Annotated in this window: 13 protein-coding genes and 1 tRNA gene; 4 read left to right on the top strand and 10 right to left on the bottom strand. The window is 39.9% G+C overall.

What is annotated here, in order from left to right; all coding sequences use genetic code 11:
- Positions 1-138: 138 nt before the first annotated feature.
- From BLQ18_RS02490 to mce, 3 genes are all read right to left on the bottom strand, one after another.
- Positions 139-1,353: an esterase gene (locus BLQ18_RS02490; protein ID WP_090292296.1), complete on the bottom strand. Its 1,215-nt coding sequence runs from the start codon at positions 1,351-1,353 to the stop codon at positions 139-141.
- A 237-nt stretch (positions 1,354-1,590) separates the two neighbouring features.
- Positions 1,591-1,664, bottom strand: a tRNA-Ile gene (locus tag BLQ18_RS02495).
- Positions 1,665-1,723: 59 nt separating this feature from the next.
- Positions 1,724-2,131: a methylmalonyl-CoA epimerase gene (mce, locus tag BLQ18_RS02500; RefSeq protein WP_090292297.1), complete on the bottom strand. Its 408-nt coding sequence runs from the start codon at positions 2,129-2,131 to the stop codon at positions 1,724-1,726.
- 104 nt (positions 2,132-2,235) lie between these two features.
- Between mce and rbfA the strand changes: the two genes are divergently transcribed.
- Together rbfA and BLQ18_RS02510 are read left to right on the top strand one after the other, a co-directional pair.
- Complete coding sequence (gene rbfA / locus BLQ18_RS02505; protein WP_090292299.1) at positions 2,236-2,631, top strand: 30S ribosome-binding factor RbfA; 396 nt, start codon at positions 2,236-2,238, stop codon at positions 2,629-2,631.
- 1 nt (position 2,632) lies between these two features.
- Positions 2,633-3,841, top strand: a complete 1,209-nt coding sequence (locus tag BLQ18_RS02510) for an ABC transporter permease (RefSeq protein ID WP_090292301.1) — start codon at positions 2,633-2,635, stop codon at positions 3,839-3,841.
- Here BLQ18_RS02510 and dusB read toward each other — a convergent pair.
- Complete coding sequence (gene dusB, locus BLQ18_RS02515; RefSeq protein ID WP_090292302.1) at positions 3,838-4,830, bottom strand: tRNA dihydrouridine synthase DusB; 993 nt, start codon at positions 4,828-4,830, stop codon at positions 3,838-3,840. The genes BLQ18_RS02510 and dusB overlap by 4 nt on opposite strands.
- A gap of 51 nt (positions 4,831-4,881) precedes the next feature.
- Positions 4,882-7,302, bottom strand: coding sequence for a TonB-dependent receptor domain-containing protein (locus BLQ18_RS02520; protein ID WP_090292303.1), 2,421 nt, complete (start codon positions 7,300-7,302; stop codon positions 4,882-4,884).
- A 152-nt stretch (positions 7,303-7,454) separates the two neighbouring features.
- On the opposite strand from BLQ18_RS02520, the gene lepA reads away from it, so the two are divergent.
- Entirely contained in the window at positions 7,455-9,251 is a 1,797-nt protein-coding gene (gene lepA / locus BLQ18_RS02525) for a translation elongation factor 4 (protein ID WP_090292305.1), read from the top strand.
- 38 nt (positions 9,252-9,289) lie between these two features.
- Here lepA and BLQ18_RS02530 read toward each other — a convergent pair whose 3' ends face one another.
- The 5 genes from BLQ18_RS02530 to BLQ18_RS02550 all read right to left on the bottom strand — a co-directional run bounded on the left by BLQ18_RS02530 (position 9,290) and on the right by BLQ18_RS02550 (position 13,022).
- Entirely contained in the window at positions 9,290-9,520 is a 231-nt protein-coding gene (locus tag BLQ18_RS02530) for a hypothetical protein (RefSeq protein ID WP_139297732.1), read from the bottom strand.
- Positions 9,521-9,695: 175 nt separating this feature from the next.
- A complete protein-coding gene (locus BLQ18_RS02535; protein ID WP_090292309.1) occupies positions 9,696-9,944 on the bottom strand; it encodes a hypothetical protein in 249 nt (82 codons plus the stop codon).
- A gap of 191 nt (positions 9,945-10,135) precedes the next feature.
- Positions 10,136-10,564 carry a hypothetical protein gene (locus tag BLQ18_RS02540; RefSeq protein ID WP_090292310.1) on the bottom strand — a complete coding sequence of 143 codons (429 nt, stop codon included), beginning with the start codon at positions 10,562-10,564 and terminating at the stop codon, positions 10,136-10,138.
- Positions 10,565-10,768: 204 nt separating this feature from the next.
- Positions 10,769-11,050: a hypothetical protein gene (locus tag BLQ18_RS02545; protein ID WP_139150349.1), complete on the bottom strand. Its 282-nt coding sequence runs from the start codon at positions 11,048-11,050 to the stop codon at positions 10,769-10,771.
- Between the two features lie 136 nt (positions 11,051-11,186).
- Positions 11,187-13,022 (bottom strand): cation:proton antiporter, encoded by a 1,836-nt coding sequence (locus BLQ18_RS02550; RefSeq protein WP_090292313.1) that lies wholly within the window; start codon positions 13,020-13,022, stop codon positions 11,187-11,189.
- 184 nt (positions 13,023-13,206) lie between these two features.
- Here BLQ18_RS02550 and BLQ18_RS02555 point away from each other — a divergent pair, with 184 nt between their 5' ends.
- Positions 13,207-14,073: an MBL fold metallo-hydrolase gene (locus tag BLQ18_RS02555; protein ID WP_090292315.1), complete on the top strand. Its 867-nt coding sequence runs from the start codon at positions 13,207-13,209 to the stop codon at positions 14,071-14,073.
- Positions 14,074-14,084: the final 11 nt, after the last annotated feature.

Genomic DNA, 14,084 nt, shown 5'->3' on the forward strand with positions numbered 1-14,084 from the left:
CCTACAAACTTACAAGTAAAAGTTGTGTTCAGTGAATTAAATGGAATTGAAATTCTGGGCAGAAAAAAACCCTTTCAAATCATCAACTTGAAAGGGTTTTTAATTTTATAGAAGATTCAAACAATATGAATCCATTCATTATTTAAATAACATCGGCGCGAATTCCGATAGGTAGATTCTCCAGTTAGACCATGTGTGTCCACCAGTGCTTTCGCGATAGGTGTATTCAAAATCGTGTTTGTCCAGCTCATTTCTCATGTCAACCACGCTTTGATATAGGAAATCATCCGTGCCACAAGCAATCCAATACAATTCAGGGTCTGCAGCTTTTAAAGCATCTATCTGTTTCCCTCTTTTAGAGTGATCCACCTCGATTCCAAAGCGGCTCAAATCCGCAAAGCCCATACTCATCACCCCAATGTAATCGAACAGCTCAGGATTCTCAAATGAGGTATTGAGAGTCTGTAAGCCTCCCATGCTCAAACCTGTCAACGCACGGTTTTCTTTATTGGCCTTCACTTGAAAGTGTGATTCAACGTAAGGAATCACATCATTTACCAAACTCTTTTCAAACAACATATTGGCCATTCCACCAGCAGGTTGGTCGGAGGGCTTTATTTTAGGGCTAACCGTAATTGCAGCTGCTTGGGTTGGATTGCCATTGGTCATCACCACAATCATGGGTTCGGCTTTGCCTGAGTTAATTAGGTTATCCAAAATATGGTTAGCAACACCAAGGGTCGACCAAGCTTCCTCGTCTCCACCCCCACCGTGCAATAGATATAAAACAGGGTAGTTTTCATTGCTATCTTCATAGCCAGGTGGGGTATACACAAACATTCTACGGGTTAATTCCAGTGTTGGTGACTCATACCAAATTTTGTGCACTGTTCCTTTTGGTCCAGTTTTGGCCCAATACAATTCGGAGGCTGCACCAGGTATGTATAGTACATTTTCCGTTCTGAATGTACCATCTCGGGCAACCATTAAATTAGCTGTGTCCAAAGTATTCACATCATCAACCACAAATGTGTAGCCATAAAGTTCGGGCTCCAATGGCCCAACGGTTATAGACCAAACGCCATTTTCATCTTTGGTCAGCTCCACAGTCTGGCGGGTCATACCCATGCCTCCCTCGATTGGTACGGATGGCATCCAATTGCCAGAAAGCACAACCTTTTCTGCTTTTGGTGCCTTAATTCTAAAAGTTACAGTGTTGTCATCGGCAATCTCGGGGGAGACCAATCGCTCCATTGAACCTACTTCTTGACCGATTGACATTAAGGGTAGACATAAAACCAATAGCAATAATTGCAAACGGCATATGCCTACTTTGTTAGATAGTTTTTTCATTTTTAATTCTGTTTAGTTCTTATTTATGTGGTGTAGGCTGTCCTTTTATAAGTAAGCTTTTATTACTTCTGAAAATCCTGCCATTATCACAATGGATGTTATCACCAAGATAAGGTGTTTTTTTCTAATGTCTCAAAATGAGATAATATAAAATGGTGGTTTTGAGATGGTCGAGGTTAAGAAGATGTCCTGAAAAACAAAAACCCTTTCAAATCACTGATTTGAAAAGGTTTTAAGTGGTCCCACCTGGGCTCGAACCAGGGACCACCTGATTATGAGTCAGGTGCTCTAACCAACTGAGCTATAGGACCGCATTTTTGCGGATGCAATATTAGTGTTTATTTTTCACCACCGCAAGGTTTTAACGCTGCTACTCCGCTTTTATTTCTTGGCAAAGCTCTACCAAAACCCCGTTTGTGCCCTTCGGATGCAAAAACGCAACCAGTTTATTATCAGCACCTTTCTTTGGGGTTTCGTTTAAAACGATAAATCCTTCGTCTTTTAATCTTTCTATTTCTGAAACAATATCCTCCACGGCAAAGGCCACATGATGAATGCCTTCGCCTTTCTTCTCCAAAAATTTAGCGATGGGACTTTCTGGATTGGTCGCTTCCAATAGTTCAATCTTGTTGGGGCCTGATTGAAAGAAAGAAGTCTTCACTCCTTCAGAGGCTACATCTTCAATTTTATAGTTGGGTACGCCCAATAATTTGGCAAACAAGCTATTTGATGCCTCCAAATCTTTCACGGCGATGCCAATATGTTCTATTTTATCCATGGATTTCCGATATTTAATTCAAATTAAAGGTGCTTTTCCCAAAATTACGCACTGTAATTGGTTCAGAAAGTGAGGATAGTCAGTAATTCGCTTATTTTTGCACTATGGAAGAAACACAAAGACAGAAAAAAATAGGGGGAATCATCCAAAAAGACCTCGCAGATATTTTGCAACGGGCCGCTACCGATGGTGGGCTCAAGGGCACTTTAATCTCTGTTTCGAAGGTTTCCGTAACCGTGGATTTGTCTTTGGCCAAAGTGTATGTAAGTATTTTTCCGAACAAAGATGCCAAAGGGTTATTAGAAGGCATCAAGGAAAACCAAGTGGCCATTCGTTATGAATTGGCGCAGCGTACCAAAAACCAATTGCGTCGTGTTCCTGAACTGAACTTTTATTTGGACGACTCCTTGGAGTACATCGACAACATAGAAAAATCCTTGAAAGGAGAAGAAAACCCAATTATAAACAGAGATTTACTGGACAAAAGAAAGAAATCCTGATTTGAATTTTCCCCTCTACATCGCAAAGCGTTACCTACGGTCCAAGAGCAGCCAAAATGCGGTGAACATAATTAATTTTATTACGTTTTTGGTCATTGTCATTGGCTCCGCGGCACTTTTTGTAGTGCTTTCGGCCTTTGCGGGTCTAAAAACATTCAGCCTTTCTTTTTCCAATACTTTTGATCCCGATTTAAAGGCTTCTCCAACAACTGGAAAACATTTTACCCTTTCGCCAAAAGAGGAAGGAGCACTCCAAAAAATTCCAGGATTAGCGCAATATGCCAAAGAATTAGAAGAGCGTGCCTATCTGACTTATAAGGAAAAAAGCACTATTGCCTATATCAAAGGGATAGATGAAAACTACAGGTCCGTTACTGGTTTGGATAGCAATTTATACGCTGGAAACTGGGGAAATTTAGAGCAAAATGGTGTTATTGGCATGGGAATTTTCAATTTGCTCGGGGTACCCATGAATAACCGAACCCCCATGGAGGTTTTGGTTCCTAAACCTGGAAAAGGTTCTTTTTCGCAACAGGGATTGATGGGTTCCAAACCGTATAACGAACTTCCTTTGGTGGTGAGCGGGATGTATGCAGTGGAAGATAATCTGGACAAAAAATATGTTTTCACCCACCTTCCTTTAGTGCAAGCACTATTGCAAAAAGACAGTACTGAAATTTCTGGAATCAATTTTAAATTGGAAGATGGAGCTTCTGATGAGGAAGTTAGAACAGGAATCAATCAAGTTTTGGGGGATAAAGTATCTATTTTAACTCGTAGAGAGCAAAACAGCACGCTCTATCGGATGTTGAATACTGAAAACCTCGCCACCTATTTGATTTTTACATTGGTGTTGATCATTGCGCTTTTTAATGTAGTAGGCGCCATTATCATGATGATTCTGGACAAGCAACAAAACTCCAAAACCCTGTTCAGTTTGGGTACAACCATTAAGGAATTGCGCAGAATCTATTTTATTCAAGGGCTGTTGGTCACTTCTTTTGGTGGACTTATTGGAGTGCTGCTCGGATCTTTGTTGATTGCTTCGCAATTGTTGTTCGGGTGGGTAAAAATCACACCTACTTTGGCCTATCCCGTGGAATACAATCCCATAAATGTTTTGATTGTGATGGGTACTATTTTGGTTTTGGGCATTATTTCATCCAAAATTGCCAGCAGTCGAATCAACAAAAGGTTGATTGCTATTTAAGCAAACTGATAATCCCCAAACTTTTCCAAAACCTCGTCAAAAGCGGCAAAAACATCGGCGGCATCATCACTGGTCACCATTTTCATGCGATATTCTTTAAAATGGGGAATGCCCTTAAAGTAGTTGGTATAATGTCTTCGGGTTTCAAAAACACCTAATTTTTCGCCCTTCCAATCAATGGACATTTGTAAATGTCTTCTTGCGGCATCCACTCGCTCGGTCATAGATGGTGGCGCCAAATGCTCCCCTGTTTTAAAAAAGTGCTTCACCTCTTTAAAAAACCAAGGGTAACCAATGCTAGCTCGGCCTATCATCGCCCCATCCAAACCAAATTCGTCGCGCATTTTTACAGCAGCTTCGGGAGTATCTACATCACCATTACCAAAAACGGGGATGTGCATACGTTGGTTGTTTTTCACCTCAGCAATAGGTTTCCAATCAGCTTCCCCCTTGTACATCTGCACTCTGGTTCTACCGTGAATGGAAATAGCCTCAATCCCCACATCTTGCAAACGTTCGGCTACTTCAACAATTTTAATGGAATTGGCATCCCAACCCAATCTTGTTTTTACTGTAACGGGGAGTTTGGTACGCTTTACAATTTCTTCGGTCAATTTTACCATTAAAGGTATATCACGAAGAATACCTGCCCCTGCATTTTTGCAGACTACTTTTTTTACGGGACAACCAAAGTTGATGTCGATGATATCAGGGTTGGATTGTTCTACGATGTCCACCGCCTGCAACATGGAATCCAATTCAGCACCAAAAATCTGAATGCCCACGGGACGCTCCTTTTCATAAATATCCAGTTTGATGACACTTTTAGCGGCATCGCGAATCAACCCTTCTGAAGAAATAAACTCAGTATAGACCACATCGGCACCTTGTTCTTTACAAAGTGCACGGAATGGTGGGTCGCTTACATCTTCCATCGGAGCTAGAAGAAGCGGGAAATCAGGGAGTTCTATGTTTCGAATTTTTGGCAAATCCTTTGTTTTTTGGTCTGCAAAAGTACAAAATCACTTAAAATGAACGCACTAATCTTGGGGTTGAAGTCTTTCGCGCTCTTTTTTGTCGATGGCTCGCTGATTGTCTTCCAACCTAAAATTCCCGAAATTATAGGTGAATCCGAACCTGATAAATTGAGTTTCTGGACGTCTACGGTAAAAGTTATCCTGATTTAAATACTGCGAGCGATAGGTGGGCACATACTTTTCCAAAATATCCTCTGCAGCAAGCGAAAGCGTGATTTTGTTATCGAAAAGTGTTTTTCGAAGCCCTACCGTGAGGTTAAATTGCTCATCGGAAACGTAAGACCCGAACAAGAATTTTGAAATGTAAGTGGCGGCCACTTCACCCGTAAATGTTCCGTCTTTTGACAGGGTTAAATAGTTCCCCAAATCGGCATAAACCCCATTGACCTTGTTCGTAAACGCCACATTTCCGCTTTGTTCAGCCAAAAAAGTCTCCTCTTCGTGGAAAATTGAGGTGTATGCCACCACAGACCATGCTGGAACAATGGCCTTGCTCAATGTGAAATCCAAACCATACGATTTACTGTCGAGCACGTTTTGCTTGTACTCGACCAAGGTTTGGTTGTTGTTGTCCTGAAACACCAAATACGCAATATTGCTCCCATTATCTTTGTAGTACACATCAAAAAAGTATTCGCTGTTAAGGGTATAATTAAAGTTGAAATTGTTGCTGAAACTAGGTTTTAATGATGGGTTGCCCTGCTCATAATCGTTTTCGTTATAAAAGAATCGAAATGGATTAAGATCATCATATTTTGGCCTATTTACGTTTCTCCCAAAATCGAAAGAAAAGCTATGCTTGTCCGATGGAGTGTACAACAAATAAAAAGAGGGAAACGGCTCAAAAAAGTCTTGGGTGTTAACTTGGTTCAATGTCAGCGACGTTCCTTCTGCTTCAGTCAATTCGCCTCGAACACCCAGCTTCATAGACCATTTTTCCCAGTTTTTTACAAAGCTGAAATAGGCTGCATATACTTTTTCATCATACAAAAAGCGGTCAGATTGAGAAGCATCCACATTATCATCTGACCCAGTAAAATTGAAAAAACGAACACTGCTTTCTGAATCGATCACAGAAATTTTGGCGCCAGATTCAAACGAAGCGTTTCCAATTGGAGTGGAATAATCCAATTGCCCCGTATAAATCTGAATATCTTGTTTGGAATCGGAATCAAAACCAAAATCCCTCAAAAATACACCTCCAGCATCAAAATAATTGGTGTTCAGGTTTTGAAAATAGTCCCCATTAAAATAGGTATAGTGGCCATTGGCGCTAATTTGTGCACCTTCTTTTTTTAGTTTGTGCACATAGCTTAAATCAAAAGCCAAATTCGTATTATCCATGTCGGCATTGTTCTGAGTGGTAAATGTGGAATCCAATTGACCCAGATTATTGCTCATCACGGTTTCAAGATTGGTCTGCTGCTCTTGGTTGAGGTTAAAAAGTACATTGGATGTAAGATTAAGACTGTTTCGATCATTGAAATCATAGTCCAATACAAAACTTCCGTTGTGCGACTGCGTTCTTTCAAGCTGGTTGTAATCCGTATCCCATTGCGAAAAAAAGGCATTCGAACCGTCCATGAAATTGATGCCCTTTTTGGTTTTCACCAAGTCCTTTTTAGGATTGATGCTATAATTCGCAAACAGGTTCAGTTTATCCGTTTTATAATAATGACTTGTACCCAAACTATATTTAGAAAAAACAGCCTGTGTATAATTGCCGTTTATACTTCCCTTGTAGCCTGGCACAATGTTCTTACTGGTCACAATATTTAAAACTGGGCCACCCTCTGCATCATAACTTGCGGGTGGATTGGCAATGACCTCAACCGATTTAATATTCGCGCCCGCAAGCCCCTGCAATAGGTCTTGCACTTCTTGTCCAGAAAGCTGAACTTTTCTGTCGTTGAGGTAAACTGTTGCATTCTGCCCTCGAATCAACAATTCATCTTGATTTACTATAACCCCAGGAGTGCTTTTTAAAATATCCCATGAATTTCCTTGTGAAACTACCGTGTTTTCAACCGAAAAAACCAGTCTGTCTGGGAGTCTTTGAAGCTTGGGACGCTGCGCGGTGACCACAACTTCATCCAATTCATTACTTCCCATAGGAATAATTAACGCGCCTAAGGCAATGTCACTTGAAATGTCCAAAGCTCTTGGTTCTGAGCCCCTGCCCACATAACTTGCTTGTAATAAATAGAGGTCGGGGTCTATTCCCGTTAACTCAAAAAAGCCATTATCATCTGAGGAAGTACCTTTTACAAAGGTAGAATCCATAGCCTGCAAAAGAAGAATGTTCGCGTAGGGAATGGTTTCATTTTGCTCATCCACCACCTTTCCCGTAACTGTATATTTTTGGGCACAAAGTCCGTGCATCACAAAAAATACCAATACAAAGGTTGAGGTGGTTAGCTTCATGTAGAGTTAGGGTTGAACCTCAAATCTAATAAATTATTTTTGAGCGAAATAGCTTACCTCTTTTCTTATTTTGAAAAATACATCTACGGGCCACTAAAACAATTATATTTGCAGTTGATCATGTGCCCTTTTGGGGAGGTGTTAATGTTGATATGAAAAAGATTCGAAATTTTTGCATAATTGCACATATAGACCACGGTAAAAGTACCTTGGCAGACCGTTTGTTGGACTTTACGGGTTCTGTTACCGAACGCGAAAAACAAGACCAGTTGTTAGACAATATGGACTTGGAGCGCGAACGCGGAATCACAATTAAAAGTCACGCCATTCAAATGGAATATGTGCACGAGGGTGAAACTTATGTTCTGAACCTTATCGACACTCCTGGTCACGTGGATTTCTCTTATGAAGTTTCCCGTTCTATCGCAGCTTGTGAGGGAGCGCTTTTGGTAGTCGATGCTGCACAAAGCATTCAGGCACAGACCATTTCCAATCTTTATTTGGCTCTTGAGAACGATTTGGAAATAATTCCAGTCCTTAATAAAGTGGATTTGCCAAGTGCCAATCCAGAGGAAGTTACCGACGATATTGTTGATCTTTTGGGTTGTAAACCTGAAGAGGTGATTCCTGCCAGTGCTAAAACTGGTATTGGAATTGAAGAAATTTTAACCGCCATTATTGAGCGTATCCCTGCGCCAAGTGGTAATGCCGATGAGCCTTTGCAGGCCTTGGTTTTTGATTCTGTTTACAATCCTTTTAGAGGTGTTGAAACTTATTTTAGGGTAGTAAATGGGGAAATCAAAAAAGGGCAAAAAATCAAATTTGTCGCAACGGGCAAGTCCTACGATGCTGATGAAATTGGCACCTTGAAATTGAAGCAAATGCCCAAACAAAAAATTTCCGCTGGGGATGTGGGCTATTTGATCACGGGTATTAAAGACGCTCGCGAAGTAAAAGTTGGGGATACCATTACTGATGCCGTTAACCCGACCAAAAATGCCATTTCTGGTTTTGAAGACGTAAAACCCATGGTTTTTGCAGGAATTTATCCAGTAGACACTGAGGATTTTGAAGAATTGCGTTCTTCCATGGAAAAGTTGCAGTTGAATGATGCTTCTTTAGTGTTCACCCCAGAAAGTAGTGCCGCACTAGGATTTGGATTCCGTTGTGGGTTCTTGGGAATGTTGCATATGGAAATCATCCAAGAGCGTTTGGAGCGTGAGTTCGATATGACCGTAATCACCACGGTTCCCAACGTAAGCTACCATGCCTTTACTACAAAAGACAGGGAAACCCCATTAATTGTAAACAATCCTTCCGATTTACCAGACCCGAGTACGGTAGATCGTGTTGAGGAACCTTATATTAAAGCGACCATCATCACAAAATCCGATTTTGTGGGGAATGTGATGTCACTTTGTATTGAAAAACGAGGTCAAATTGTGAATCAAACCTATTTGACCACGGAACGGGTAGAGCTTATTTTTGATATGCCCTTGGCCGAAATCGTGTTTGACTTTTATGACCGATTGAAAACCGTTTCAAAAGGTTATGCCTCTTTCGATTATACACCAATAGGGATGCGAGTATCCAAACTGGTCCGAGTGGATATCCTTTTGAACGCGCAACCTGTTGACGCTTTATCTGCATTGGTCCATTTTGATAATGCACACACTATTGGTAAAAAAATGTGCGAAAAGTTAAAAGAGCTTATCCCAAGACAGCAATTCGATATTCCTATCCAAGCTGCGATTGGCTCCAAGATTATTTCTAGGGAAACCATAAAAGCTTTGCGAAAAGATGTTACCGCCAAATGCTATGGTGGTGATATTTCCCGTAAACGTAAACTGCTTGAAAAACAGAAAAAGGGTAAAAAGCGAATGCGCCAAGTTGGAAATGTAGAAATTCCACAACAAGCTTTTATGGCCGTTTTAAAGTTGAATGATTAAGACACCCCCACTTAACGCAATCCTGTAAATTCAAAGATTTAGAAATCACCTTCAGAATCATCGGCACAAGCCTCATCCACGACTTGCTGAGGAGTACTCCCTTCTAAATCTTCTTCGGTCATAGTTCCTTTGATACCATATGCTGTGGCGTCATAAGTTCCATTGCCATTGTCGCAAAGCTCAAATTTATTACCTAGTTCGGAAGTACATGAATAGCACTTTTTGTCATCGTCCTTTGAGCAGCTTACTGAAATTAAACTAAGTGTCATCAAGGCAAGTACAATTTTTCTCATTTTTAAAGGTTTTTGGTTATTGAATGAGATAAATGTACTTGTGAAGCTTGTCCTTTATGGGGCACAATTGACGAATGCCCCTTTTGGGTTGATGGATTGGTCATAAAAAAGGAAATGCGCTAAAAAGCACATTACATCTTTCATAAATTAATTAAAGGCTATTACAAACTTCTTGAGCATATTCTTCTGGACTCATGTTCCCAAGTTGCTCAGCTGTCAATTCTTGAGTTGCCACTCCACCAAGTGTAAGTTCATATTTTCCATTTCCTAAATCACAAATTTCAACCTTTGTGCCTTCACTGCTATCGCATGTGTCACATTTTTTGCTTGGTTCATCATCCTTTGAACAGCTCACTGTAATCAAACCCAAAGCCATCAATGCAAGTACAACTTTTCTCATTTTTAAAGATTTTTGGTTATTGAATGAGATAAATGTACTTGTGAAGCCTGTCCTTTATAGGGCACAATTGACGAATGCCCCTTTTGAGTTGATGGATGCGTGGTTTTAAAAGAAATCTTTTAACTATTACACTTGTTTAATTTTAAATTACGGCTCATTGCCGGAGCTAATTAAAAAAGTGAAGGTTGAAATCAAAATTTTAATTCAGGGGCATCACTACACAAAAAATATAAGAGCTCATCAGGGGCATAGCCCTCTAATTCTGCTTCCGAAAATGTATGGCTTTCTTCTCCATTAATAGTTATAAGATATGTTCCATCACCATTATCACAAATCTCGTATTCATTTTCCAAATTAGAAATACATGATTCACAACCGTCATCATCATCACAGGCTTCCTGAACAAACTCTTGAGGTGTTTGCCCCTTTAAATCTCCTTTATCTAAAGTCCATATTACACCAAATTCAGTAAATTTAAATATATCATTTCCGATATTACAAATTTCAAATTCATTACCCAATTCTGAAGTACATGACACACATTTGGGGGCATCATCATTTTTGGAACAATTAACAGAAATTAAACCAAGAGCCATAAAGGCAAGTACCCTTTTTCTCATTTTTAAAGATGTTTGGTTATGAATAAGCTAAATGTACTCGTGTGGTGTTTTCCTTAGGGGTTACAATTGACCGATACCCCGATTGAGTTGATGGATGGGTGTTTTAATATTGAATTAGTCAACGCAGAGCAACTTCTTCTTTCAAAGGGAAAATGGAAATCCGAGTACAAGCATTTATGTCTGATTTAACGTTGAAGATATACCCTATTGATTTAAATTCTCCAAATCACATAAGCTTTGTACATATTGTTTTGGCGTGGCGCCCAAATCGTCCAATTGGGTTTGGGTTACTGTTTTTACTAATGTCCCTCCCGAAGTTATTGTGTAGGTTTTCTCTAATGACCCACTCTTTCCTGGACAGATTTCCAATTTTTCTCCCTGAGCTGTGCAATTTTCACATTCAGATTCTGGAGCTTCATCTTTATCCTTAGAGCAGCTTACAGAAATTAAACCCAAAGCCATAAAGACAAGTACAATTTTTCTCATTTTAAACATTTTTAGTTGTTGAATGAGATAAATGTACTTGTGAAGCCTGTCCTTTATGGGGCGCAATTGACGAATGCCCCTTTTGAGTTGATGGATAAAAGGTTTCTAAAGAGTTTTGGTTGTAAAGAACTGTTATTTACTCTTCTTGGTCTTCATCGATCAATTTACCTAGATATACCAATTTGTAACCGTCACCTTTGGGCACAAAATCCTTGCTGTTGGCCGGCATAATATCTATACTTCCGCTTGGGGCTTTGGTAAACAGTGGTACAATATCGGTCTCCTTTTGGGTAAGGTCGATGAGATTATCGTAGTGTTCCTTATCCCTTAGGTCTATTTCATGAATGGTCGGGTGGGTTCGCACCGTATCCATTAACTGTATAAAGTCATCCGTATGTGAAAACAGACCTTCTTTTGGGTTATTTTCTGGGTCGTTTACTTCTTCTGTATTTACCAATCGAAAGGCTCCGTTTTCTCCAAATTGCTTTTGGAACTTTTTAATGGCGAACTTGTTAATGTCTGAGTTGCCTGTTAAAGCCATCAAATATCCCATATCGTTCAGTTCGATATTGTCGGTAAGATTGTCAGAAAAAATATTGGCTGTAATAGCTTCCAATCCCAACTTTTTAGCTTTATCCACATTAGTTTGGTTGTTGTCAATCAACACCACATGCCTGTTGTTCTTTTTCAAATAATTGGCAATTAAACGGGATAGTTTGGATGCGCCAATGATTAAAATACCTTCGGACTTCTTTAAGAAAACACCCACTATTTTGGCAAAGAAACGAGCTGTGGTAGCATTCAACAATACAGTTCCCAATACGATCATAAACACCAAGGGGGTAATGTATTCTGCTCCAGGTTCTCCCTTGGCCATCAATTTGGAACCAAAAAGCGAAGCGATACCAGCGGCAACAATACCACGTGGACCCACCCATCCTATAAATAGCTTTTCCTTAAATTTTAAATTGGAACCTTGGGCACTTAAAAACACCCCTAGCGGTCTTATTAAGAAAACAATAATGGCAAAAAGCGCTACCGTGTTCCAGTTTAGAATCAACTCCATATCTGTAATGTTGATGTTGGCCGCCAACAGGATGAACAGAATTGAAATCAACAAAACACTCAACGATTCTTTAAAATAGAGTAGTTCTTTAATGTTAGGCAAATTCATGTTGCCGAGCACCATTCCCATCACAACGACCGCCAAAAGTCCAGATTCATGAGCAAAAACATCCGATTCCACATACACCAACAACACCGTGGAAAGTGAAACCACATTCAACAAATAATGGGGTATGAAGTCTTTTTTTATGGCAAAACCGAGTGCATGGGCAAACGTGAAGCCGAAGGTGGTTCCAAAAAGTATGATTTTTCCAAATTCAACCAAGGCTGTTTGGGTAAATTCGCTGCCCTCTCCAACACTTATAAATTCAAATACCAATACTGCAACCAAGGCTCCGATTGGGTCAATCAAAATCCCCTCCCATTTTAATACCGCCGACACATCCTTTTTTAACGGAATATTTCGCAAAATCGGGGTAATTACTGTTGGTCCAGTAACTATAATCAATGCCGAAAACAAAAAGGAAATTTGCCAGGTAAGCCCAAAAAAATAGTGTGCGGAAACACCTGCTCCGAAAAAGGTAACAACAGTGCCAATGGTGATAAGTTTAGTGATTACAGGCCCCACATTGGAAATTTCGGCCCTTTTTAAGGTTAATCCACCCTCAAAAAGAATTACACTTATGGCCAAGGACACAAAATTGTACAGTCCTTCTCCAGGAAAAAGACCTTTGGTCCCATTCCAAATGGGTTCTATTAATTTAGAGCCATCCTCAGTGTATAAGGTCGCAATAGGCCCTACTAATAATCCAATCAATATTAAGGGTAAAATGGCAGGTAATTTAAACCGCCAAGCCACCCACTGAGCAATAATGCCAAGAATAATAATTCCAGCAAGTTCAAGCATTCTTTAAGTTTTCGGAAATTTACTGCTTTTCTTTTAGATTACCTCTAGGTGCAATTCTTGGGAGATATTTTTGAGCTCAAACGGTTCAACTTGACCTCTTTTTGTTAAAATACGGCTAATAAATCCTTATTTTTCACGCATTTGGATTGCTCTTTTCTTATTTTGCAGGCCTTTTGCTTTCTAAATGACGATTTACCCCATTGAAACTGGAAATTTTAAGTTAGACGGAGGCGCCATGTTCGGTGTGGTGCCAAAATCAATCTGGAATAAAACCAACCCTGCCGACAGCAATAACATGATTGATATTGCTGCCCGATGCCTTTTGATCGAAGACGGAGAAAGACTTATTTTGGTGGATAATGGACTAGGCAACAAACAATCGGAAAAGTTTTTTAACTATTACTTTTTGTGGGGAGATCATACCTTGGACGGTTCGCTAAAAAAAGCAGGATTTCACCGAGATGATATTACCGATGTGTTTTTGACGCATTTGCATTTTGATCACTGTGGGGGAAGCATTCAATGGAACTCCGACAGAACAGGTTACGAACCAGCGTTTAAAAATGCCAAGTTTTGGACCAATGAGGCGCATTGGAAATGGGCCACTCAACCCAACGTTCGAGAAAAAGCATCTTTTTTAAAAGAAAATCTTTTGCCCATGCAAGAAAGTGGGCAACTTCATTTTATTGATAGAAAAAACTCCTCTTTTCTTGAACAATCTGAACTAGGATTTGGTATTCATTTTATGGATGGGCATACCGATAAACAAATGTTACCCCATTTACATTATAAAGGACAAACCGTAGTGTTTGTTGCTGACCTAATTCCAACTGTTGGCCATATTCCATTGCCTTATGTGATGGGCTATGATACACGACCCTTGTTGACCATGGAAGAAAAAGCTGCATTTTTAAATGCTGCTGTCGAAAATAATTGGTTGCTTCTTTTTGAGCATGACGCACACAATCAACTTTGTTCCCTTAAGCAAACCGAAAGAGGTGTTCGATTGGACGAACGCTATTCTTTCGATGAACTATTCAAAACACAATAAACTCAGTTAGA

This window comes from Flagellimonas zhangzhouensis (genome assembly GCF_900102925.1).
Lineage (GTDB): Bacteria > Bacteroidota > Bacteroidia > Flavobacteriales > Flavobacteriaceae > Flagellimonas > Flagellimonas zhangzhouensis.

Bases quoted from the DNA above. Each gene is read 5' to 3' on its own strand.
- BLQ18_RS02490 (WP_090292296.1), bottom strand. From the start codon at position 1,353: ATGAAAAAACTATCTAACAAAGTAGGCATATGCCGTTTGCAATTATTG.
- BLQ18_RS02550 (WP_090292313.1), bottom strand. From the start codon at position 13,022: ATGCTTGAACTTGCTGGAATTATTATTCTTGGCATTATTGCTCAGTGG.
- BLQ18_RS02545 (WP_139150349.1), bottom strand. From the start codon at position 11,050: ATGAGAAAAATTGTACTTGTCTTTATGGCTTTGGGTTTAATTTCTGTA.
- lepA (WP_090292305.1), top strand. From the start codon at position 7,455: ATGAAAAAGATTCGAAATTTTTGCATAATTGCACATATAGACCACGGT.
- BLQ18_RS02530 (WP_139297732.1), bottom strand. From the start codon at position 9,520: ATGACACTTAGTTTAATTTCAGTAAGCTGCTCAAAGGACGATGACAAA.
- BLQ18_RS02520 (WP_090292303.1), bottom strand. From the start codon at position 7,302: ATGAAGCTAACCACCTCAACCTTTGTATTGGTATTTTTTGTGATGCAC.
- BLQ18_RS02555 (WP_090292315.1), top strand. From the start codon at position 13,207: ATGACGATTTACCCCATTGAAACTGGAAATTTTAAGTTAGACGGAGGC.
- mce (WP_090292297.1), bottom strand. From the start codon at position 2,131: ATGGATAAAATAGAACATATTGGCATCGCCGTGAAAGATTTGGAGGCA.
- BLQ18_RS02535 (WP_090292309.1), bottom strand. From the start codon at position 9,944: ATGAGAAAAGTTGTACTTGCATTGATGGCTTTGGGTTTGATTACAGTG.
- rbfA (WP_090292299.1), top strand. From the start codon at position 2,236: ATGGAAGAAACACAAAGACAGAAAAAAATAGGGGGAATCATCCAAAAA.
- BLQ18_RS02540 (WP_090292310.1), bottom strand. From the start codon at position 10,564: ATGAGAAAAAGGGTACTTGCCTTTATGGCTCTTGGTTTAATTTCTGTT.